At 49.1% G+C, this 22,652-nt stretch carries 13 protein-coding genes, 2 tRNA genes, 3 rRNA genes and 2 pseudogenes; 1 reads left to right on the top strand and 19 read right to left on the bottom strand.

From position 1 onward, the window contains the following. The first annotated feature begins 290 nt into the window (after window positions 1-290). Window positions 291-2,833: pseudogene (locus IT774_RS05525) on the top strand (TonB-dependent receptor). Window positions 2,834-2,883: 50 nt separating this feature from the next. Here the strand turns inward: IT774_RS05525 and IT774_RS05520 are convergent. The 19 genes and pseudogenes from IT774_RS05520 to pssA all read right to left on the bottom strand — a co-directional run bounded on the left by IT774_RS05520 (window position 2,884) and on the right by pssA (window position 22,500). Next, entirely contained in the window at window positions 2,884-4,014 is a 1,131-nt protein-coding gene (locus IT774_RS05520; RefSeq protein ID WP_269749790.1) for an alanine racemase, read from the bottom strand. Beyond that, the gene (locus IT774_RS17325; protein ID WP_232365134.1) at window positions 4,014-4,268 is read right to left on the bottom strand and encodes an MAPEG family protein; all 255 of its coding nucleotides are present in this window, start codon (window positions 4,266-4,268) and stop codon (window positions 4,014-4,016) included. The genes IT774_RS05520 and IT774_RS17325 overlap by 1 nt, the downstream gene beginning before the upstream one ends. Window positions 4,269-4,560: 292 nt before the next feature. Continuing rightward, on the bottom strand, window positions 4,561-5,205 hold the full coding sequence (adk, locus tag IT774_RS05510; RefSeq protein WP_195811698.1) for an adenylate kinase: 645 nt from the start codon (window positions 5,203-5,205) through the stop codon (window positions 4,561-4,563). Between the two features lie 427 nt (window positions 5,206-5,632). Next, window positions 5,633-7,555, bottom strand: a complete 1,923-nt coding sequence (gene htpG, locus IT774_RS05505) for a molecular chaperone HtpG (RefSeq protein WP_195811697.1) — start codon at window positions 7,553-7,555, stop codon at window positions 5,633-5,635. A 104-nt stretch (window positions 7,556-7,659) separates the two neighbouring features. Next, entirely contained in the window at window positions 7,660-8,259 is a 600-nt protein-coding gene (gene recR, locus IT774_RS05500) for a recombination mediator RecR (RefSeq protein ID WP_195811696.1), read from the bottom strand. A gap of 7 nt (window positions 8,260-8,266) precedes the next feature. Beyond that, complete coding sequence (locus IT774_RS05495) at window positions 8,267-8,593, bottom strand: YbaB/EbfC family nucleoid-associated protein (RefSeq protein WP_195811695.1); 327 nt, start codon at window positions 8,591-8,593, stop codon at window positions 8,267-8,269. 31 nt (window positions 8,594-8,624) lie between these two features. Continuing rightward, entirely contained in the window at window positions 8,625-9,263 is a 639-nt protein-coding gene (locus tag IT774_RS05490) for a DNA polymerase III subunit gamma/tau C-terminal domain-containing protein (RefSeq protein WP_195811694.1), read from the bottom strand. A gap of 191 nt (window positions 9,264-9,454) precedes the next feature. Next, complete coding sequence (gene dnaX, locus IT774_RS05485) at window positions 9,455-11,116, bottom strand: DNA polymerase III subunit gamma/tau (protein ID WP_408641201.1); 1,662 nt, start codon at window positions 11,114-11,116, stop codon at window positions 9,455-9,457. A gap of 24 nt (window positions 11,117-11,140) precedes the next feature. Next, window positions 11,141-11,668 (bottom strand): adenine phosphoribosyltransferase, encoded by a 528-nt coding sequence (gene apt, locus IT774_RS05480; protein ID WP_195811693.1) that lies wholly within the window; start codon window positions 11,666-11,668, stop codon window positions 11,141-11,143. A 269-nt stretch (window positions 11,669-11,937) separates the two neighbouring features. Then, window positions 11,938-12,372 (bottom strand): HvfC family peptide modification chaperone, encoded by a 435-nt coding sequence (locus IT774_RS05475; RefSeq protein ID WP_195811692.1) that lies wholly within the window; start codon window positions 12,370-12,372, stop codon window positions 11,938-11,940. Then, window positions 12,324-12,674, bottom strand: a complete 351-nt coding sequence (locus tag IT774_RS05470; RefSeq protein ID WP_195811691.1) for an HvfC/BufC N-terminal domain-containing protein — start codon at window positions 12,672-12,674, stop codon at window positions 12,324-12,326. The genes IT774_RS05475 and IT774_RS05470 overlap by 49 nt, the downstream gene beginning before the upstream one ends. Further along, window positions 12,674-13,527, bottom strand: a pseudogene (locus tag IT774_RS05465) (HvfB family MNIO-type RiPP peptide maturase). Before IT774_RS05465 ends, IT774_RS05470 begins: the two are co-directional and overlap by 1 nt. Window positions 13,528-13,564: 37 nt before the next feature. Further along, the gene (locus tag IT774_RS05460; RefSeq protein WP_195811690.1) at window positions 13,565-14,008 is read right to left on the bottom strand and encodes an HvfA family oxazolone/thioamide-modified RiPP metallophore; all 444 of its coding nucleotides are present in this window, start codon (window positions 14,006-14,008) and stop codon (window positions 13,565-13,567) included. A 1,269-nt stretch (window positions 14,009-15,277) separates the two neighbouring features. Then, a 5S ribosomal RNA gene (rrf, locus tag IT774_RS05455) occupies window positions 15,278-15,393 on the bottom strand. Window positions 15,394-15,706: 313 nt separating this feature from the next. After that, window positions 15,707-18,892: ribosomal RNA gene (locus tag IT774_RS05450) — 23S ribosomal RNA — on the bottom strand. A 320-nt stretch (window positions 18,893-19,212) separates the two neighbouring features. After that, a tRNA-Ala gene (locus tag IT774_RS05445) sits at window positions 19,213-19,288 on the bottom strand. A gap of 110 nt (window positions 19,289-19,398) precedes the next feature. Beyond that, window positions 19,399-19,475: transfer RNA gene (locus IT774_RS05440), tRNA-Ile, on the bottom strand. Between the two features lie 217 nt (window positions 19,476-19,692). Continuing rightward, window positions 19,693-21,227 (bottom strand): 16S ribosomal RNA (locus IT774_RS05435). The 16S, 23S and 5S rRNA genes sit together here with 2 tRNA genes alongside, the layout of an rRNA operon. 433 nt (window positions 21,228-21,660) lie before the next feature. Continuing rightward, window positions 21,661-22,500: a CDP-diacylglycerol--serine O-phosphatidyltransferase gene (gene pssA / locus IT774_RS05430; protein WP_195811689.1), complete on the bottom strand. Its 840-nt coding sequence runs from the start codon at window positions 22,498-22,500 to the stop codon at window positions 21,661-21,663. Window positions 22,501-22,652 lie beyond the last annotated feature (152 nt).

Raw genomic sequence — 22,652 nt, 5'->3', positions numbered from 1 at the left:
TGACACAGCGGACCAGTCCTGGTCCGCTTTTTTTTGTCCATAATTTAGCATTTCCAATTCTTTCAATCCCTTATGCACACTACGCTATCGCTACGCGCTCGCCGGCTTTGGTTATAAAAATTTACACGACTTGTTACGCATTAGTGAATTTCCATGATTGCATTAGACCTTATAAAAGTGCTATTTATTGTGCCGTAGCATTCGCTACCCACAACTACATCATTAAGGAAATACATATGAAACAAGGTGTTAAACGTAGCGCTTTGGCGGTAAGTCTGGCGTTACTGGGAATGTCCTCAGCGCCGGTTGTGCATGCACAACAAGATGACCAAACCGCTTCCGATGTTGAACGTATTGCGGTAACCGGTTCTCGTATCAAGCGCACCGATATGGAAGGCCCCTCACCTATTCAAAGTATCGATGCCTCTATGATTGAAGGCATGGGCTATGAAAATCTTCAGCAACTTCTTGAGCGCATGCCTTCTACCGGCGCCGGTACTTTTTCAACCCGCGGAAACAGCCAGGACTCTACGGCTAACGGAGCGGCAGCGGTTTCTCTTCGAGGCATGGGACCGGACGCCACATTGGTACTTATCAACGGCCGCCGGGTGGCCATCAGCGCGTTTGCCGAAAGTATCACGAATTCATTTGTGGATATTAACTCCATTCCCGTTTCTGCTATTGAACGAATTGATATCCTGAAAGACGGTGCATCGGCAATTTATGGTTCTGATGCCGTCGCCGGGGTAGTGAATGTTATTTTACGTAAAGATTTTGAAGGTCTTGAGATCAATGTCGGCTATGGCGGCACCGATGGCGACGCCAGCTACGACGAAACCACCGCGAACATGGTCTGGGGTGCTCAATCAGCCAAAAGCAGCTCGACGGTAATTCTTGATTATTTTAAAAACAGTCGTTTAGGCGCCGATGAAATGGGTCGCTTTGGGACGGCCAATCAAACCCCCTACGGCGGTAATGATTTTCGCTCCTCACGAGGTTATCCGGGTTACTTCTATGTAGATGGTGAAAAAACCATCGATCCCGATTGTCCTGCCGATCAAGCCACTGCGTCGGGCAGTTGTCTGTTCGACTATGGCCCGTTTGGGTTAACTATTCCGGCGGCAGAACGGGTGGGAATGATTGGTCAGTTTGATTACAAACTGGATGACGAATTAACCGCCTTTATGGAGCTTGCGGTTCAGCATAACACCTCTGAAGCCGGCGGTGCAGCTACGCCGTTAGATGAAGATGCCGGGCTTACGGTTCCCGGTAGTCATCCTGACAACCCATTTGGGCAGGATATTGAGATTGGCCGTTATCGTCCGGTGGACGCCGGTCCGCGTCGCTGGGATATTTCTACCGACACCTTGCGGATGGTGGCCGGTTTGCGTGGCGAATTTATGGACTACGACTGGGAAGCCTCGGTGCAGAAAGGTCGCAGCAAATCAGAACAAAGCGGCGATCAGTCTCAGGGATGGGTTCGGGTAGACTGGCTGCAGCAAGAGATTGATGCGGGTAACTATAACCCGTTTGGTGGTGTTACCAACCCCCAAAATGTCATCGACAACATTACCACCAGCCTGGTTCGCCGCGGTGAGTCGCGCATGACCAGTGTCGATGCCCACATTACCGGTGAAGCTTTTGATTTTGGTGATGATGTGGTCATGATGGCTGCCGGTGTGGAGTATCGGGAAGAAGAAGTCTCTGATATTCCGGATATTCAGTTCCAGCGTGGTTTGATCTTTGGTACCGAATCAGTATCGGCTCAGGCTGAGCGGGACCAATACGCCGCCTATCTTGAGTTATCAATTCCTCTGGCCGAACAGTTAGAGCTACAACTGGCCGGGCGGTACGACCATTACAGCGATTTCGGAAGCACCACAAATCCCAAAATCGCCTTGCGCTGGGCGCCGTCGGATCAAGTCACTGTACGTGGTTCCTGGGCACAAGGCTTTCGGGCACCGTCACTGGCTCAGGTTGGCCTTGGCCCTCGGAAAAAAGCGTATTCTTTGTGGACCAGTATCGCTGCGAAGCCACCGGGCTGGATTGCGAATCACTGGACTACAATATTCAGTTTTCCGGTAACCCAGGTCTTGAAGCAGAAGAATCTGAATCGTGGAATGTTGGTGTTATTTACGCGCCATTCCAGGAGCTTGGCTTAAGTGTTGATGTGTGGAGCATCACGCAGGACAACAAGATTGACGAGCAGCAATTTGGCTTAGTCTATGAAGCTGAATGTAACGATCAAAACAGTGAAATCTGTGTGCGTCTGCCACCTCAGTCTGGTGAATCACTGGGCACCATCCAAAAAATCTTCAACACTTACCAGAATGTTTCTTCTCAGGAAGCCTCCGGGGTCGATTTCAGTGCCAACTACATGCTGGCCCTGAATGAGTACGGTGAAGTGAAATTTAATCTGGACTGGTCTTATCTAAATGAATTTGAAAAAGACAACCTGGATTACACCGGTGAGTATGGCTATCCGGAACATCGCTGGTTATTCGGCACTACCTGGATGCTAGGCGCTTTTGATGCTAACCTGAACATCAGCTATATTGGCGAGTTTGAGGATACTCCGGATATCAATTTTGACGGAGTACTGGATTTTGAAGATAACACCTCCAGAACCGTAGATTCTCAGTTCCTGGTCGACCTTCAGGGTGGCTATAATGTTTCTGATACTCTGCGCCTGGTGCTTGGTGTTAATAACTTACTGGACGAAGAGCCGCCGTTTGCCATCGGTAACGGCGATAGTGATTTGTACGGGTATGTTGGCGGCGTGCATAACCCGCGAGGCCGCTTTATCTATACCAAAGCTACCTTCCGCTTTTAAGCCTCCCAGATGAATTAAAAATGCCCGCTATTTAGCGGGCATTTTTGTGGCTACCAGCCGTTGATACGTGGCCAGCTTGCATGGGTATGTTCATTATCCTGCGTCACGTGATAGCTGTGGTACTGAGCCGCAGTAGCACAGGCATGCACGGGCAGAATACGTAACATGGTGCCATAGGCAAAACTCTCGTCTGGCGTCCGACCATCCCGATGCTTAACAACGCCGTGCTCCTGATTAGTATGGGCAACATACCACCCTTCAAGAATCTTGCCTTGTTCATCACACACCAGACCATAACCACAATCAAGGGGATGATTCTGGGTTCCGGTGTCTCGTGATAAGGCCATCCAGCCAGCATCTATCAACACCCAGTGCTTATCTTTCTGATGACCAATGACACAGGTGAGTACGCTTAACGCGATATCAGAATAAGCGCACACCCCTAGCCCCGCCATGACCAAATCGAAAGTGGCATAAACACCGGCGCGCATCTCGCTCAGGCCTTCGCGACTGGCGCTTGCCAGCACAGTGGGCGTAGAGCCGGCCGATATCATGGTGCAGGGATAGCCTGCATCCGCCAGATTTTTTGCTGCCAGCAAGACCTGCTGACATTCCTGTTGAGCCATTTGGTCTCGTGAGACCGCATCAAAACATCCATACGACGCCCCGGCATGGCCCATCACTCCGGCGAAGGTCAGCGACGGGGTGGTGGCGACTTTAGCGGCAATGGCGATTAGCGACTCATCAATCGCGGCTACGCCGGCGCGCTGTCCATCAACATCAATTTCAATCGCCACCCTCAGCGGATGGTCAAGTTGATGGGCCTGGTCACACAGCTGTGCTGCAGCATCGGTACTGTCTATGACCACCGTTAGCGTGACCGCATCGTTTAACAGCGCGTTGACTTGGGCAAATTTATTGGGACTTAACCCCACCGCATAAAGAATATCCTGATACCCGGCCTCAGCAAATGCCCGGGCCTCGGCCAGGGTTGAAACGGTGATAGGCATCGGTAACGGCGCATAAATTGCCGCCGCCTCAAGCGACTTCAGGGTTTTTATATGCGGTCGTAAGGCTACACCCTGCGCCTCACATTGTTGTGCCACACGCCGGGCATTAGCTATTAACTTTGGCTCATCGATTATACAAGCTGGGGTACTAAGAGTGTTCAGGGCCTGCATTACACCACCGTATAGTGAATCATATAAAGATTGGCCGTGGCTAAAAACAGCATGGCACCGAAAGTAAACAGCATGCCGGTAACCCGTTGCCAGCTTGTACCATTGTGATGACGCAAGCCATAGGCATGAATAACCCGTCCAAACAACAACAGGCTTCCGCCTATATGTAAAATCCAGCCAAAGGCGCCCAGACTTTCCAGGCAGGCGAGCAATATAATGGTAATAGGCACGTACTCGCTAAAATTACCATGCACCCGGCTCAGTCTTTCTAATTCGGGACTGTCCCGTGCCCCAGACTTATCTGCTCACGTCGACGAACACTGATCACCACCGCTGACAAGTACAGATAACATAAAGCGAGCAAACTCGCGTAAAAAGCAGTTATAAGCAAGCCCATCCAAAAACTCCCTGATTGTAATAATTATGCAGCTGGCCAATGATGAGAAAGGGTATAACCCCGCATGCCACGAGAAACAAAAAAAGGCCGCCAGGCGACCTTTTTTAAAAAATTGTTGCCAGCCTGGGCAGACCTGAACAACTGTAGCGTTAGCTTAGGAGTTCGTCCAGTTCTTCACTTACCTGATCGACCGGCTTGGTACCATCCATTTTGTGATAGGCACAGTTGCCTTCATCGGCTTCTTCAGCATAGTAGTCCACCAGGGGCTTGGTCTGCTGATGATAAACGCTCAGCCGATGACGAACGGTTTCTTCTTTATCATCATCACGAATAATAAGATCTTCACCGGTAACATCATCTTTGCCTTCCGTCTTTGGCGGATTGTGAGAAACATGATACACGCGGCCAGAAGAAGGGTGAACACGACGGCCACTCATACGCTCGACAATAACATCATCAGGCACATCAAATTCGATAACATGATCAATAACAATGCCCGCTTCTTTCATCGCATCCGCCTGGGGAATGGTGCGCGGAAAGCCATCCAGCAAAAATCCGTCTTCACAATCTTCACGAGTGATACGTTCTTTTACCAGCCCAATGATAATATCATCAGAGACCAGCTTACCTTCATCCATCACCCGCTTTGCCGCCAGGCCAAGATCTGAACCTTCTTTTATAGCAGAACGCAGCATGTCACCGGTAGAAATTTGCGGAATCCCAAATTTCCCCATCAAAAACTGAGCCTGTGTTCCTTTACCGGCGCCCGGTGCGCCCAGAAGAATAATTCGCATTGTTGCGCTCTCCGCTTTTATTTTTAAACTTTCGGCACTTTACACACTCAATCTGATAGTGACAAGTCCGATACCTATTTTACCAAAGATGAGACGAGGGTTTTATGCTGGCTTTGCCTACATCGTGTAAGTAAATATGAACATTGCTTTGGTCACCGACGGTGTTGTCGTCTCAAAGATAGCGCATGGTCGGGACCGTTGATGCTCCCTGCCCTTCACCAGTAAATTTATAAATACACTGCTTTAACCAAAGCTTCGGCGGTTACGCGCTATTTATCTATATTTTCTGATTTACTTATTGGCTGTTTGCTAACACCATGCGGGAAATAAACTATGCGCGTAATCGGTGATGCTAGTTGGATAACGCACAGACATAAAAAAGCCGGCGAAACCGCCGGCCTTTAGTTCACTTACTATAAACTCTGGTTTATTTTGCCAGATTCAGTAGCAGTTCATTCAGATTTTTCGCAAATGCCGCAGGGTCTTTCAGACTTCCTTGCTCTGACAACGCAGCCTGATCAAACAGCACGTTGGTCCATTGAGCGAACAGGCTTTCATCCTGTACATCGGCCAGCATTTTGACCAGGCTATGTTCAGGGTTAAGCTCAAACTGATACTTCACTTCCGGCACCGGCTGACCCGCCGCCTGCATAAGCTTCATCATCTGTGTGGTCATGCCATTTTCATCCGCGACAATCACCGCCGGTGAATCAGTCAGGCGGTGGGTGAATTTAACATCCACGACTTTATCGCCAAGGGCTGCTTTAGCACGCTCAATAACACCTTCAACTTCTTTTTCGGCGGCTTCCTGCTGCTTTTTGCTTTCCTCGTCGTCCAGGTCACCTAAATCTAAATCACCTTTAGAAATAGACTGGAATGACTTGCCGTCGAATTCGGTGAGGTGTGACATCAGCCATTCATCTATGCGTTCGCCCATAAGCAACACTTCGATACCCTTCTTGCGGAAGATCTCAAGATGTGGGCTGTTCTTCGCTGCCTGATAGCTATCGGCTGTCACATAATAAATCTTGTCCTGGCTTTCTTGCATACGCTCGATGTAATCAGCCAGCGAGACGGTTTGTGCATCCGTGTCTGCCTGAGTTGATGAGAAGCGCAACAGACCCGCAATTTTTTCTTTATTGCTAAAGTCTTCTGCCGGACCTTCTTTCAACACATTACCAAACTCGTTCCAAAAAGACTGGTATGTGTCGGCATCGTTTTTAGCCATTTTCTCTAGCATACCAAGCACACGTTTCGTGCAGCCCTGACGCAACGCCTGCGTAATCTTATTGTCCTGTAAAATCTCACGGGAGACATTTAACGGCAGGTCATTAGAGTCCACCAGACCTTTTACAAAGCGCAGGTAGGTTGGCATAAACTGCTCAGCATCATCCATAATAAAGACGCGCTGAACATACAGTTTCAAACCATGATTCTGGTCACGGTTCCACATATCAAACGGGGCTTTGCTGGGAATGTACAGCAAGCTGGTATATTCCGTCTTACCTTCGACTTTATTGTGTGCCCATTTTAGTGGGTCGGCAAAGTCATGGGAGATATGCTTATAAAACTCTTTATATTCTTCATCAGTAATGTCTGATTTATCCCGTGTCCACAATGCCGTGGCTTTGTTAACCACTTCCCACTTGCCGGGTTCAGCCGGGATTTTTTCGCCATCAGGGCCATCACGCTCAGGCACTTCTTCTTTGTACATCTGAACGGGAATGCTTATATGATCAGAGTACTTGCTGACGATTGAGCGTAAACGCCAGTCGTCCAAAAACTCCTGCTCATCTTCGCGCAGGTGCAGCACAATCTCTGTGCCCCGGGCCGGCTTGTTGATTTGTGCAATGGTGAATTCGCCTTCACCTTCTGAGGCCCATTCGATACCTTCATCGGCAGGGGCTCCAGCAGCCCGGGTACGCACCGTCACTTTATCTGCGACGATAAAGGCAGAGTAAAACCCGACCCCAAACTGACCGATCAATTGAGAGTCGCGAGCAGAGTCGCCTGATAACTTACTGAAAAAGTCTTTCGTACCAGACTTTGCGATAGTTCCCAGATTCGAAATCACTTCATCACGAGTCATTCCTATGCCGTTATCGGCTACGGTAACTGTACCGGCGTCTTTGTTGACGCTGATCTTTACACCCAGATCACCATCTTCTTCGTACAGGCTGTCATTTTCTAACGCGCGAAAACGCAATTTATCGGCAGCATCAGCAGCATTAGATACCAGCTCCCGCAAAAAGATTTCTTTGTTAGAATACAGGGAATGAATCATCAGTTGCAGAAGTTGTTTTACTTCTGTCTGAAAACCATGTGTTTCGTGTTGGGCTGTCTCAGCCATAAACCAGAATCTCCTAGTTAGATGGAACTCAATTCAAACAGGGAGGTAGGGTCATATGACCATTTTTCAACGGGCAAGCTGACATTTTTGTAAAAAAAAAGTGGTTAAAGTTTGCGGCGACCTGAAAAGGCGTGGGTAAGAGTATTCCCATCGATGTATTCGAGTTCCCCGCCTACCGGCACCCCATGAGCGATTCGGCTGGCACCGATATCAAACTGCTGGCACAACTGGGCAATATAATGGGCGGTAGCTTCACCCTCCACGGTGGGATTAGTGGCCAGAATCACCTCTTCAATCGGCTCATTCTGAAGTCGTTGTTCAAGCTCATCCAAACCAATATCTGCCGGCCCAATACCGTCAATCGGGGACAAATGCCCCATCAAGACAAAATACATGCCCTGATATGAAGAGGTTTGCTCAATGGCAACCACATCCTGCGGGCTTTCTACAATACACAGTAAACCACTGCTATTACGCTTAGGATGCTGACAAATCTCACAAACTGGATGTTCGGTGAAGGTCCGACAGCGCTCACAATGCCGGATATGCTCCATGGCATTGTGCAACACTGAACTGAGCTTCAGCGCCCCTTCCCGATTACGCTCAAGTAAATTAAACGCCATCCGCTGGGCACTTTTATTGCCAACGCCCGGTAAGCAGGTCAGCGAGCTAATCAGCTCGGCCAGAAGGGGACTGAATTTCATGTTTTACTTAAAACGGCATTTTGAAGCCAGGAGGCAACGGCATTCCGCCGGTGACATCCCCCATGCGCTCTTTGCTGGTTTCCTGAATCCGGCGCACGGCGTCATTGAATGCTGCCGCCACCAGATCTTCTACCATGTCTTTATCATCGTCCATTAAAGAAGGATCGATATTCACACGACGAACATTGTGGTTACAGGTTACCGTAATTTTGACCATTCCGGCACCCGCTTCTCCGGTCACTTCCAGATCAGCCAGTTCTTCCTGGACTTTTTGCATGCGCTCTTGCATTTCCTGCGCCTGCTTCATGATGTTGCCCATTCCACCTTTAAACATAATGTTTCACCTTTTAAATTGTCGTAATTCGTTAGCGCGCCTTCACCGACTGGGCAACTACTGAAGCGTTAAACGAGCTGATGAGACTCTGAAACTGTTCATCATTACTCACTACCCATTCGGCATGTTGTTGTCGCATCGCGTTAATTTTTTGCTGTATTGAAAACGGCGTAAAGCCTGGCTTTCCAATCTGAATATCCAGCTGAATCTGCTCACCCAGCGCATCAGACAATGCCCGGGCAACCTGCTCCTGGCTGTTGTCATTCAGTAGATGTGTCTGCCCGGGGTCTAATTCAAGCATTACCTGATTATCTTTTTTCTTATAGGCAGAATGTAATACGATTTGTTTCACTAAACCGGCTACCGGCATTGAAGATATTAAGCGGCTCCAGTCATCTATTTGATTCGCATCGACCAGTTTACTGCCATCCGGGAGATAAGCGCTCAGCGCTTCGTTACTGTCTATAGAAGCAAGCTCTGTGGGGGCTGCCTGAGATGGTACCGGACGCTGTGAGTCCACCGACGCGGCCTGTGCCTGGCTATTCTCAAGTGCGCCCTCTCCGCCATAGGTTTCATCAGCTACCGGAGCGCTTGCAAGATTCTGAGAAGCCTGCGTCGGGGCTTCTGAATACGTTTCGCAGGAAGCGTGCGCCTGCGCGGGATCCGGCATCGATTCCGTAACCCACGGCGGCACATCATCAAAATCAGCATTTTGACTGCTACCAGTAACCTCGTCTGCCGGGTTACCGGGGGCACTTTGCGCGGTCGCCGGACTATTCGCAGAGGCCGCTGGGCTATTCGCAGACGCCGCCGGCGCCTGGTCACTCGAGTGTTGAGGCGGAACCGGTCGTTCTCCGCGACTTAGCCGGGCAACCGAGTCGTGGGTTTCAGACTTTTTTCAGAAGGAGCCTCCTCCTGTCGACTGCGTTTCAATTTTTGGCGAAGTGCCAGCATCTCCTGCATGCTATTGCTGCTTGGCGTCACCGGTTCCTCATTCAGAGGCGGCTCATGGAAAGGCTGCTCCGGGGCTGCCGCTGAGCTGGCACCGTGCGAAGCCTCCTCCTGATATTGGTATGGCGGGGTTTCGTCGGCGCTGGACGAAGGTATCGGTGTCTCGGGCATCTGCGGTGGTGGGGTTGAATCGGCAAACTCACTGCCAGCTGTAGACACTTCCCGATATGACCTGGCTTGCTGCTCAATTTGTGCTTGTTCAGCCTCAGCCTGCTGCGCTAAAAACGAGTCAGTATCGTCTTTTTCGTCAGCGCTGGCTACCGTACTTTGTTGGCGCTGCTCCGCATCCGGCTGGGATGTTTCTTGCTCCGCCTCAGACCGGTAATGTTCTGAGGCTGGCGAGGACATTGTCTCATTGCCAGAAGGTTGCCCGGGCAGTGTTTCAGGTCCGGATTCACTGATGAGTTTTTCTGGATCGGCCACCGGAGCGGCAGGCGCAAATGACATCATTCGTAATAATGTCATTTCAAGCGCACTCTTTCCATCCACGGCGAAAGGCATATCTTTACGCCCCTGTAAGGCAATCTGGTAAAACAGTTGCACCTGCTCGCCGTTCATCTGTTTGGCTAAACTATAAATGGCTTTGGCGGCCGTGGTTTCAAGCTTACACGCGTCTGGCACCCACTGAGTTAAGGCTACCTGATGTAACAGACTACTCAGCTCCGCCAGAATCTGAGCATAGTCCGGCGCCTGCTCTGCCATCTGCTCAACCAATTCCAGAACCTCGTGAGATTTCTTCTGAACCACCGCATATAACAGTCGCACCAGCAAATGCTTGTCCATCAGACCCAGCATATCGGTCACAATTTGCTTCAGAACCTGGTTGTCACCCTGGGCGATAGCCTGATCCGTCAGACTGAGTGCATCGCGCATACTACCCTGCGCGGCGCGTGCCAGCAGACCGAGTGCGGCTTCTTCAAAGGTGACCTGCTCTTGCTGCAAGATATGCTGCAATTGCTGACCAATCTGCTCACGTGAAAGCGCCTTTAAATTAAATTGCAAACAACGCGACAGGATCGTAATCGGCAACTTTTGAGGATCGGTAGTGGCCAACAGAAATTTGACATGCGGCGGCGGCTCTTCAAGGGTTTTAAGTAACGCATTGAAGCTGTGTTTTGACAACATATGTACCTCATCTATGAGGTACACTTTGTAGCGGCCACGGGTAGGCTTGTACTGAACATTGTCGAGCAGTTCCCGGGTATCTTCCACTTTGGTGCGGGATGCAGCATCAATCTCAAGCAAGTCTACATAGTTTCCATGCTCGATTTCTTTACAGGTTGCACACTCACCGCACGGATTAGACCCCTGCCCCTGCTCGCAATTCAGGCTTTTGGAGAATATCCGCGCAATGGTGGTTTTACCTACCCCACGGGTGCCGGTAAATAAATAAGCATGATGGAGCCGGTCATTGTCTAAAGCGTTTGCTATAGCGGCTACCACGTGTTCCTGACCAACCAGCTCACTAAAGCGGCCGGGACGCCATTTACGCGCTAAAACCTGATAACTCATAGCCCTGACGGCTCCTGTGTGTGCTTAAAATTCACAGATAGAATAGGTCTGAATATCCAGTGCAGTCAGTTTTTCATCGCCGCCCAGTTCGGGCAGTTCAATAACAAAACCGGCATGGTTAATGGTTCCACCTAACCGACGAATCAGCTTTGCTGACGCGGCAATAGTGCCACCAGTGGCAAGCAGATCATCAATCAACAATACATTGTCGCCTGGTAAAATTGCGTCTTTATGTATTTCAAGAGTATCGGTGCCGTACTCAAGATCGTACGATTCACTGACCACTTCACGGGGAAGTTTATTGGGCTTTCTGACAGGCACAAATCCTATGCCCATTTCTATCGCCAGTGGGGCTCCAAATAGAAACCCGCGGGCTTCGGTGCCTGCCACTTTATCAAATTTAACGTCTTTGTATTTTTCAAGAAGCAACTCAATACAGGCGCTAAAGGCCTTATGATCTTCTAAAACACTGGTTACGTCCCGAAATTGAATGCCTGGTTTGGGATAATCAGGTACAGTCTTTACGACTGATTTTATATACTCAGCAGTCACTAGTACGCCTTTTAATCGTGCTGGTTAGAGCCAGAATGTGAACCAGCCGCAAATGATGTGCAGTAATGGAAAAGCAATCAATACAGCTAATGAAGCAAGGAACCACCACCCATTGTAGGGTTCATTGAAATTTTGGTTATCGGCCATCCGGTATACCCTTCATTTTTGTTCACGCAAATGGGGGTAAATGGTAATCGAATAGCAACAGAAATGACAGTTTTTCTGAGAAATAGTCAGGTTAACTGAGTAGCAGATAGCCAACCTCAGACTTACGCTTTCAGAAATATCTGATGACTCAATAACTGTTGCAACGTTTGGGTAAGCGCGGTGGTGATGTCGGTTTCATCTAAATGCGGCAGCGCCGCTTTCATTCTCACTAAAAGCTCGTTAAAAGATTGCTTATGGTCAACATTCTGAATTAAAAAAGCGGTGACTTCGTTTACCTGCAAAAACTTAACCTCATGGGCGGCATTGCGGTACACCACATAATAATATACCTGTCCCTCCCCTCGTGCCGGTTGGTAATCGGGGCCAATACGGTGTACTTCATATTGGTAAGACACGAGGCTGGCTAAGGCAGAACAGCAAAACTGCGAGGGCAACTCTGCCTCAGCCCAAACTTTTTCTGAAATATCCTCCTGACGTATGCTCAGATCTAATTCCAGCCATTCATAATGTGCCAGCTCCGGCACCCAGTCCGGCAACCGTTCCAGTACGGGGGGCGCTGCGCCAGAAAATCGATGAACTCTTTTGAAATATTGCAAAAGTAAGGGCTGGCTGCAGGGTGCTGGATAAAGAAGTCACGAGCCAGCGCCTGCCACTGTTTGTCTGACAGTGTTTGATGCAAAACCGGAAAGCCATTACATAGAAACTGGTTGATATTGTTGAAAAATAACGCCTGGTAAATCTCCATTCGACGTTGAGCTTCGCGATCCGAAATAGCCATTTTCTGAGGATCACGAATGGCCCGGGTAAAGTTTCGCTGAACCGTTTTGAAATCGTCCATTAGGCTGTCCTGCTACATAAAGCATTATTTGTCTGAGTCTGAAGGTGTTTAATCCGCCTGACGTCTTTTATCAGATCTGCCACCGGGGGAATATTGAAGTCTCGTTCCAATAAGGTAGGAAAGACGCCATGTAATGCATATGCCTTCGATAACAAGTCCCAGACCGGTTCAATAACATCGGCTCCATGGGTATCTATTTTGAGATCATCGGACTCATCATAATGGCCGGCAATGTGCCCATACACAATTTTGTGAGAAGGCAGACTTTCAAGAAAGTGGTCGGCATCATAATTGTGATTAATGCTATTTACATAAAGATTGTTTACATCAAGCAGCATCTCGCAGCCGGAGCGCTGTAAGACTTCGAGGGTAAAATCAAGTTCACTCAGCTGCTGACCCGGGGCGAGATAATAAGAGGTATTCTCTAATACCAGTGGCCTTTCGAGTATATCCTGCACCTGATGGATGCGTGCTACCACATGATCGATCGCCTTAGGCGTAAAGGGAATCGGGAGCAAATCGTACATATGGCCATCAGCGGAACAATAGCTTAAGTGCTCTGAATACATTGAGATGTTGTAGCGCTGGATAAATTGTTTAATCTGACGCAGAAGTTGCAAATCCAGCGGGTCATAGCTACCTATAGATAATGAAAGCCCGTGGCAGGTAAGTATTGTTTGTTCGGCACAAGCTTCTAACTGAGCCTGAAATACGCCCCCATTGTCAGCCAGTTTTCAGGCGCAATTTCCCAAAAATCAACGTCCTGCGGTAACACAGGAAGAATTTCTGAAAGCATTTCTCTACGAAGGCCTAAACCGGCTCCGGGTAGCTGCATATTTTCTATTCCACTCATTTATTAAAAAGGCGTCACTCCGACGCCTTTGGTTTGGTCAGGCCGCGCCGCCACACGTGCCTTCTTTTTTAGCTTTATCGCCACCGCACTTTCCTTCTTTTGTGGCTTTATCACCGCCGCATTTTCCTTCGCCGCACTTACCTTCTTTTACCGCTTTGCCATCGGCGTGGTGACCGTCTTTAGCCGCTTTATCGCCGCCACATTTTCCCTCGCCGCACTTACCTTCTTTTACCGCTTTGCCATCGGCGTGGTGACCGTCTTTAGCCGCTTTATCGCCGCCGCATTTTCCCTCGCCACACTTACCCTCTTTTTTGGCTTTGTCACCGCCGCATTTTCCTTCTGCAACAACCTGCATATAGCCGGACTCAAGATGCTGCATTCCAAAAGGATTCGCTTCGGCTATTGCGGGCGCGCCAGCCAATGACCCGATCACCACCGCCCCCAAGGCTGATGAAATAGCGGTTGTTTTTACATTTTTCATATTTAATTCCTCAAGGGTGAATAAATAAGGTGATCGTGCTCACCTATTTATCAAGACCCTCAATCGACATATATAATTTCAGGCTAATGTAAAAAACATTAATAAATGTAAATATTAATATCGCCAACAATATAATCGAGCGGTTGTTAGCTATTGAGGCGTGAAGAAAAAATATAGTGTTGAATGGCTGTTGCACAGCGAATCGAATCTGCAGGTAAGTGCCCTCATAGACCATCATCTGCCGGTTTTTGTTGAAAAAGGCCAATTGCACTGTGGTTGTTTTTCTACCTGGCCGCTTTATGACCATCAAAATAGTGTCTGGCATTAACTTCCGATGCTTAACTACCGCTGTTGAAGTTACCCAGTTATGGCTAGTTTACGGACGTCAAAAAGCGTCTAAAAGTGACTGTCCATTACTACCCTGGTCCATTACTACCCTGGTGAAGTTACCCAGCACTGGCTGGTTAACGGACATCAAAAAGTGACTGTCTTTACTCAAGGGAAGAACTGCTTTTAGAATGGGCGCTTCTCGCAACAAGTTGTAGTGATTCACTATGTGACGAGAGCTATTTCTGGCAACCACGTTGTGACTTGGGCTTGAACCCACACTGGGTCAAGAATGGTGAGCGTAGCGAGCGAAGGGTGTCAGTGGCACGCCAAGGGTGATGAACGCGAGGCATGGGTGAACACGGTTAAAAGTAAATGAATAGTTTCCTTTGCAGCGTGCGAACGTCCAGAGCTCTGCAAGGGGCTGGACCAGCTTGCTGGCCGAGCTGGACATTACACCAGGAATGGGTGAGGCTCCGGTTTGCAACGCAAATTTAAGGTGACTTAACGTCACCTTAAAAGGCACGAACGCGAGCATAGGAAGTGCGAGCTGGCACTACGCCACATGGAAGTGTACGCCTGCATCAGCCCCAGCTAGAGTAAAGTATCAACACTATTTAGGATGGGGCGCATATACGAAAAAAGCCCACTCAAATGAGTGGGCTTTTTCGTGTAATGAGGAGCTTGGCGGTGTGCTACTCTCACATGGGGGTAAATCACGCCAGGGCGAGGATTAAGTATCCTCGTCAGTGATTTACGGCTCGCCAGGGAGGGCGAGACTGGTGGCAGCACCAGGGATGGGTTGTTACCCCTGCGCCAATGCAGTGCTTGCCGCTTCGTTCCCCACGATGGGTTGGGTTACCGTTGAAGTAGCATCGAAAGATGCTGCTTCTTAAAACAAAAAACCCCGCATGCGCGGGGTTCTTTGTTTTCGAATGAGGAGCTTGGCGGTGTGCTACTCTCACATGGGGAATCCCCACACTACCATCGCCGCTAACGTGTTTCACTTCTGAGTTCGGAATGGGATCAGGTGGTGCCACGTCGCTATGGCCGCCAAGCAAAAAACTATCGTGCAGAATATCTTTTCATATTCTGCGCAAGGAGGACTATCAGTACGCTCAGTTGCGCGTCAAGTCAGCCTTACTTTAATAACATAACAATTTGGGAAATCTGATATTCAATCAATCAATGAGTAACATGCTACTCTGACTTACACTTTCAATATTTAGCTTGTCTTCTTTACAACCCTGAGCTCTACCTCCTCTTTAGCGAGGATAAGATTTGTCAGCAAGCTCGCAGCTTGCGATAAAACAAATCTTCACGACCACTTGCAACGCAAGTGTCTGTAGGTAAAAAGCCGCTTCGGGCTGTATGGTTAAGCCTTTCGGGCAATTAGTACAGGTTAGCTTAACGCCTTACAACGCTTCCACACCCTGCCTATCAACGTTGTCGTCTTCAACAACCCTTCCAGACCTTAAAGGTCAGGGATGACTCATCTTGGGTTCGGCTTCCCGCTTAGATGCTTTCAGCGGTTATCCGTTCCGAACGTAGCTACCGGGCAATGCTATTGGCATAACAACCCGAACACCAGCGGTTCGTCCACTCCGGTCCTCTCGTACTAGGAGCAGCTCCCCTCAATCATCCAACGCCCACACCAGATAGGGACCGAACTGTCTCACGACGTTCTAAACCCAGCTCGCGTACCACTTTAAATGGCGAACAGCCATACCCTTGGGACCGACTTCAGCCCCAGGATGTGATGAGCCGACATCGAGGTGCCAAACACCGCCGTCGATATGAACTCTTGGGCGGTATCAGCCTGTTATCCCCGGAGTACCTTTTATCCGTTGAGCGATGGCCCTTCCATACAGAACCACCGGATCACTATGACCTACTTTCGTACCTGCTCGACGTGTCTGTCTCGCAGTTAAGCTAGCTTATGCCATTGCACTAACCTCACGATGTCCGACCGTGATTAGCTAACCTTCGTGCTCCTCCGTTACTATTTGGGAGGAGACCGCCCCAGTCAAACTACCCACCAGACACTGTCCACAATCCCGATAAGGGACCTATGTTAGAACATCAAACATACCAGGGTGGTATTTCAAGGTCGGCTCCACGCAAACTGGCGTCTGCGATTCAAAGCCTCCCACCTATCCTACACAAGTAGGTTCAATGTTCAGTGCCAAGCTGTAGTAAAGGTTCACGGGGTCTTTCCGTCTAGGTGCGGGTACACAGCATCTTCACTGCGATTTCAATTTCACTGAGTCTCGGGTGGAGACAGCGTGGCCATGGTTACACCATTCGTGCAGGTCGGAACTTACCCGACAAGGAATTTCGCTACCTTAGGACCGTTATAGTTACGGCCGCCGTTTACCGGGGCTTCGATCAAGAGCTTCGCTTACGCTAACCCCATCAATTAACCTTCCGGCACCGGGCAGGTGTCACACCCTATACGTCCTCTTTCGAGTTTGCAGAGTGCTGTGTTTTTAATAAACAGTCCCAGCCACCTGGTCACTGCGGCCCTCATCAGCTCAAGAAGCAAGTTCTATCACCAACAAGGGCGTACCTTCTCCCGAAGTTACGGTACTATTTTGCCGAGTTCCTTCACCCGAGTTCTCTCAAGCGCCTTAGTATTCTCTACCTGACCACCTGTGTCGGTTTGGGGTACGGTTCACATAATCATACGTTTAGAAGCTTTTCCTGGAAGCATGGCATCAACAACTTCACTCCCTTGGGAGCTCGTCTCGTGTCTCGGCCTTGAAGAACCGGATTTACCTAATTCTTCAGCCTACTCACTTTCACCTGGGCTACCAACGCCAGGCTTGCTTAGCCTTCTCCGTCCCTCCATCACTGATTATACAAGTACGGGAATATTAACCCGTTTCCCATCGACTACGCGTTTCCGCCTCGCCTTAGGGGCCGACTTACCCTGCCCTGATTAGCATGGGACAGGAAACCTTGGTCTTCCGGCGTGGGGGTTTTTCACCCCCATTATCGTTACTCATGTCAGCATTCGCACTTGTGATATGTCCAGCAAACCTCTCGGTTCACCTTCATCCACTTACACAACGCTCCCCTACCCAGAGGACATCCTGAATGCTACTTCTTCGTTCTTTATCTTCACCACCTTGTGATGAACGCTTTACCAGCGGCTGGCTTTGCCAGGTCGCTGTTAGCTTAAATAGCATTGAGTGATGTCCTCTGCCGCAGCTTCGGTATATTGCTTAGCCCCGTTACATCTTCCGCGCAGGCCGACTCGACTAGTGAGCTATTACGCTTTCTTTAAAGGATGGCTGCTTCTAAGCCAACCTCCTAGCTGTCTGTGCCTTCCCACATCGTTTCCCACTTAGCAATATTTAGGGACCTTAGCTGGCGGTCTGGGTTGTTTCCCTCTCCACGACGGACGTTAGCACCCGCCGTGTGTCTCCCGGATAGTTCTCATCGGTATTCGGAGTTTGCAAAGGGTTGGTAAGTCGGGATGACCCCCTAGCCTTAACAGTGCTCTACCCCAATGGAATTCGTCCGAGGCTCTACCTAAATAGATTTCGGGGAGAACCAGCTATCTCCCGGTTTGATTGGCCTTTCACCCCCAGCCACAAGTCATCCCCTGACTTTTCAACGTCAGTGGGTTCGGTCCTCCAGTTGATGTTACTCAACCTTCAACCTGCTCATGGCTAGATCACCGGGTTTCGGGTCTATACCTGGCAACTCAACGCGCAGTTAACACTCGCTTTCGCTACGGCTCCGCTATTCGCTTAACCTTGCTACCAAATATAAGTCGCTGACCCATTATACAAAAGGTACGCAGTCACCCCATCACTAAGCACCCTGCTTGATTGGTGGCGGTTTACCGTTGGCTGCTTCGCAGGTCAACGTTAATCGTCATATCAAGGGTTAGCACTTTGTGAGTCACATCACTAAAGGCACTTAGTGATGGGGCTCCCACTGCTTGTACGTATACGGTTTCAGGTTCTATTTCACTCCCCTCACAGGGGTTCTTTTCGCCTTTCCCTCACGGTACTGGTTCACTATCGGTCAGTTAGGAGTATTTAGCCTTGGAGGATGGTCCCCCATATTCAGTCAAGATAACACGTGTCCCGACCTACTCGATTTCACATTTAATTCGTTGTCGTGTACGGGGCTATCACCCGGTATCGCGCCACTTCCCAGAGGCTTCCACTAACTTATAAAATGCTTAAGGGCTAATCCCCGTTCGCTCGCCGCTACTAGGGGAATCTCGGTTGATTTCTTTTCCTAAGGGTACTTAGATGTTTCAGTTCCCCTCGTTCGCCTCGTTACACTATGTATTCATGTAACGATACCTGTACCTCTAACTTACCTTTTCGACCTACAACACGTTATGTCATTGTGGGCTTTTACCGTTACCTTCGGTAACGTTATTAAAGTAGGTTAGAGGTACAGGTGGGTTTCCCCATTCGGACATCTGTGGCTCAAATGCGTTTTGTCAGCTCACCACAGCTTTTCGCAGACTTACACGTCCTTCATCGCCTCTAACTGCCAAGGCATCCACCGTATACGCTTTGTCACTTAACCATACAACCCCAAGCAGCCTTTTGACTTCTGCGTTAGGCGGTGAGTTAACACCTGCTGTATGATGACAAGCTAATCGATAAATTGCCTTGCTATCTCATTGACAATCGGACTTGCCGATTGGCACGCTTTTCAGCGCTTTTCGATAACAAGTAATTTAAGTCAAGTAGAGTAGCTTACTTGAAAGAACATCTTTCGATATTCAATCTCAGTTACTCAATTTTGATTGATTACTAATTAATATCAGCTTTCCAAATTGTTAAAGAACATATCGTGGTTGTATCAACCACTTCTAAAGACACTTTATAAAATGTGCTTAGAAGTGGTGGAGCTAAGCAGGATCGAACTGCTGACCTCCTGAATGCAAATCAGGCGCTCTCCCAGCTGAGCTATAGCCCCAAAACCATCTATTGCGCTTATTAGCGCATTTCTTTCTCAGGCAAGGCGGTGGCGCGCGTAGTGTGCGAAAAGCACATAAGCGTGACACTAACGAAGCATAAGGAAGAAATTGGTAGGCTTGGGCAGACTTGAACTGCCGACCTCACCCTTATCAGGGGTGCGCTCTAACCAGCTGAGCTACAAGCCTATTGCTTGGTCTTTATCGCTCATGCTGCCTTGCTGCGAAATTTGCTTGGTCACAATCAGACGATTGCTCCCTACGACAAATTTCTCGCAGCGTTGCCTGACCGACAAATCCGCTACGCAATACCCGGTTTAGTCCGCGCATTACGCTAAACGTTCTTTTAATATAACAAGACTATCTGTGTGGACACTACGCTAAGAGTGCTCGTCGATTCTTTTGGTAAGGAGGTGATCCAACCGCAGGTTCCCCTACGGTTACCTTGTTACGACTTCACCCCAGTCATGAAACACAAAGTGGTGATCGCACTCCCGAAGGTTATGCTAACCACTTCTTTTGCATCCCACTCCCATGGTGTGACGGGCGGTGTGTACAAGGCCCGGGAACGTATTCACCGCAGTATTCTGACCTGCGATTACTAGCGATTCCGACTTCACGGAGTCGAGTTGCAGACTCCGATCCGGACTACGACATTCTTTAAGGGGTCCGCTCCACATCACTGTCTCGCTTCCCTCTGTAAATGCCATTGTAGCACGTGTGTAGCCCTACACGTAAGGGCCATGATGACTTGACGTCGTCCCCACCTTCCTCCGGTTTGTCACCGGCAGTCTCCTTAGAGTGCCCAACTAAATGATGGCAACTAAGGACAAGGGTTGCGCTCGTTGCGGGACTTAACCCAACATCTCACGACACGAGCTGACGACAGCCATGCAGCACCTGTGTCTGAGTTCCCGAAGGCACGAAACCATCTCTGGTAACTTCTCAGCATGTCAAGTGTAGGTAAGGTTCTTCGCGTTGCATCGAATTAAACCACATGCTCCACCGCTTGTGCGGGCCCCCGTCAATTCATTTGAGTTTTAACCTTGCGGCCGTACTCCCCAGGCGGTCTACTTATCGCGTTAGCTTCGCTACTCACAACTTAAAGTCGCAAACAGCTAGTAGACAGCGTTTACGGTGTGGACTACCAGGGTATCTAATCCTGTTCGCTACCCACACTTTCGCACATGAGCGTCAGTCTTTGGCCAGGGAGTCGCCTTCGCCACTGATGTTCCTCCAGATATCTACGCATTTCACCGCTACACCTGGAATTCCACTCCCCTCTCCAAGACTCTAGTCTGCCAGTTCTAAATGACCGTCCCAGGTTGAGCCCAGGGCTTTCACATCTAGCTTAACAAACCGCCTGCGTGCGCTTTACGCCCAGTAATTCCGATTAACGCTTGCACCCTCCGTATTACCGCGGCTGCTGGCACGGAGTTAGCCGGTGCTTCTTCTGTGGGTAACGTCACAGCTAACGGGTATTAACCGTTAACCTTTCCTCCCCACTGAAAGTGCTTTACAACCCGAAGGCCTTCTTCACACACGCGGCATGGCTGGATCAGGGTTGCCCCCATTGTCCAATATTCCCCACTGCTGCCTCCCGTAGGAGTCTGGGCCGTGTCTCAGTCCCAGTGTGGCTGATCTTCCTCTCAGAACAGCTAGAGATCGTTGCCTTGGTGAGCCTTTACCCCACCAACTAGCTAATCTCACTTGGGCCTCTCTTTGCGCAAGAGCCCGAAAGCCCTCGTTTGGTCCGTAGACATTATGCGGTATTAGCCACCGTTTCCAGTGGTTATCCCCTCGCAAAGGCAAGTTCCCAAGCATTACTCACCCGTCCGCCACTCGTCATCACCTAGCAAGCTAGACATGTTACCGTTCGACTTGCATGTGTTAGGCCTGCCGCCAGCGTTCAATCTGAGCCATGATCAAACTCTTCAATTAAATATATCGAAAACTTTTTATGAATCGTCGGTTGACACTCTTAACGAGTGCCCACACAGATTGTCTTGTTATAAATTGTTAAAGAACATTTTGACAGCCGGCATGCCGGCTGGCACGCTTTTCGAAGTAAACTTATGTTTATTCCTACTTCACGCTTTGCTTCGTTTCTCCCCGAAGCGGGATGCGCATTCTACGCGTTTCGTTTTTTGCGTCAACCCTTTTTTGAAAGTTTTTTTCTAAAAGCGGTTGAGGCTTAAAACCGTTACCAGCGTTGCTCTGTAGCCTGACTGATAACCCTTCTTCAGTGTTGCCGTTTGGCCTGTCCCGTCGAAGTGGAGCGCATTCTACAAACCTCAGAATTATTGGCAAGCTTTTTTTTGAAAAAACATAAAAAAAGCGACCTTTCGGTCGCTTTTTAAACGAAACGCCTATATTAGCTGTTTTTATGTTCAGCTTCAGGGTCATTTTTATGGGGTTGAGAAGCATCGGATGCTTTTGGAGCTTCGTCTTCCTCTTTAAAGTCGGCATCGTTTTCTTCGTGATCACCCACGACATCATCTAAGGTTACCTTGTCCACGGTGCGGAAGGTATTGACCGGGCCAGCCAGAGCATACAAAGCAAATACAATGAACAGAACCAATGCGGGTTCAGTTGCCACGATAACAAATACCATCAATATAATAAGTATGGCGACAAAGGGCACTTTGCCATGCCAGTTCACTTCTTTAAAGGAGTTGTATTTGAAGTTACTTACCATGAGTAATCCCGCTGCTGATGTTATTATAGCTACCAACCAGCCATAATCATCACCGTTAGCACCGTATTCTACACCTACCCATACCAGGCCAGCTACCAACGCAGCGGCTGAAGGACTTGCCAGTCCCTGGAAAAACCGTTTGTCGGCAATGCCGATTTGGGTATTAAAACGCGCCAAACGTAATGCTGAGCCTGCTACATATATGAAGGCTGCTAACCATCCAAGCTTCCCAAGTTCGGTCAACCCCCAGTTATAGGCCACTAACGCGGGCGCCATACCGAAAGAAACCATGTCGGCCATTGAGTCGTACTCGGCGCCAAAATCACTTTGGGTATCAGTCATTCGCGCTACCCGTCCATCCAGTCCATCAAACACCATAGCTACGAATATTGCGATGGCGGCAGCCTCGAAGCGACCGTTCATCGACGACACTACGGCAAAAAAACCGGAGAACAGACCCGCTGTGGTCAGCAGGTTAGGTAAAAGATAAATACCTTTTCGCTTACTTTTAGACATAGTTCCTCATTTGTCAGATACGCTTACAATCGTAGTATTTCATAAACTCGCATACGCAGCATAGTGAAAAATGGGGCAATAGCCCGTTATAACAGGGTATTGCCACATATACGCGCTCACAAATTAAACTACGCTATAATAATTGTCCCCGT

It is taken from the genome of Salinimonas marina (assembly GCF_015644725.1).
Classification (GTDB): domain Bacteria; phylum Pseudomonadota; class Gammaproteobacteria; order Enterobacterales; family Alteromonadaceae; genus Alteromonas.
Note: the sequence above shows the minus strand (reverse complement) of the source record. Positions and strands in the feature narration are given on the sequence as shown.

Coding starts and splice junctions, on each gene's coding strand:
- pssA (WP_195811689.1), bottom strand. CDS start 22,500: ATGTCTAAAAGTAAGCGAAAAGGTATTTATCTTTTACCTAACCTGCTG.
- recR (WP_195811696.1), bottom strand. CDS start 8,259: ATGAAATTCAGTCCCCTTCTGGCCGAGCTGATTAGCTCGCTGACCTGC.
- IT774_RS05495 (WP_195811695.1), bottom strand. CDS start 8,593: ATGTTTAAAGGTGGAATGGGCAACATCATGAAGCAGGCGCAGGAAATG.
- adk (WP_195811698.1), bottom strand. CDS start 5,205: ATGCGAATTATTCTTCTGGGCGCACCGGGCGCCGGTAAAGGAACACAG.
- htpG (WP_195811697.1), bottom strand. CDS start 7,555: ATGGCTGAGACAGCCCAACACGAAACACATGGTTTTCAGACAGAAGTA.
- IT774_RS05520 (WP_269749790.1), bottom strand. CDS start 4,014: ATGCAGGCCCTGAACACTCTTAGTACCCCAGCTTGTATAATCGATGAG.
- dnaX (WP_408641201.1), bottom strand. CDS start 11,116: ATGAGTTATCAGGTTTTAGCGCGTAAATGGCGTCCCGGCCGCTTTAGT.
- IT774_RS05470 (WP_195811691.1), bottom strand. CDS start 12,674: ATGGACGATTTCAAAACGGTTCAGCGAAACTTTACCCGGGCCATTCGT.
- IT774_RS05490 (WP_195811694.1), bottom strand. CDS start 9,263: ATGCCGGATCCCGCGCAGGCGCACGCTTCCTGCGAAACGTATTCAGAA.
- IT774_RS05460 (WP_195811690.1), bottom strand. CDS start 14,008: ATGAAAAATGTAAAAACAACCGCTATTTCATCAGCCTTGGGGGCGGTG.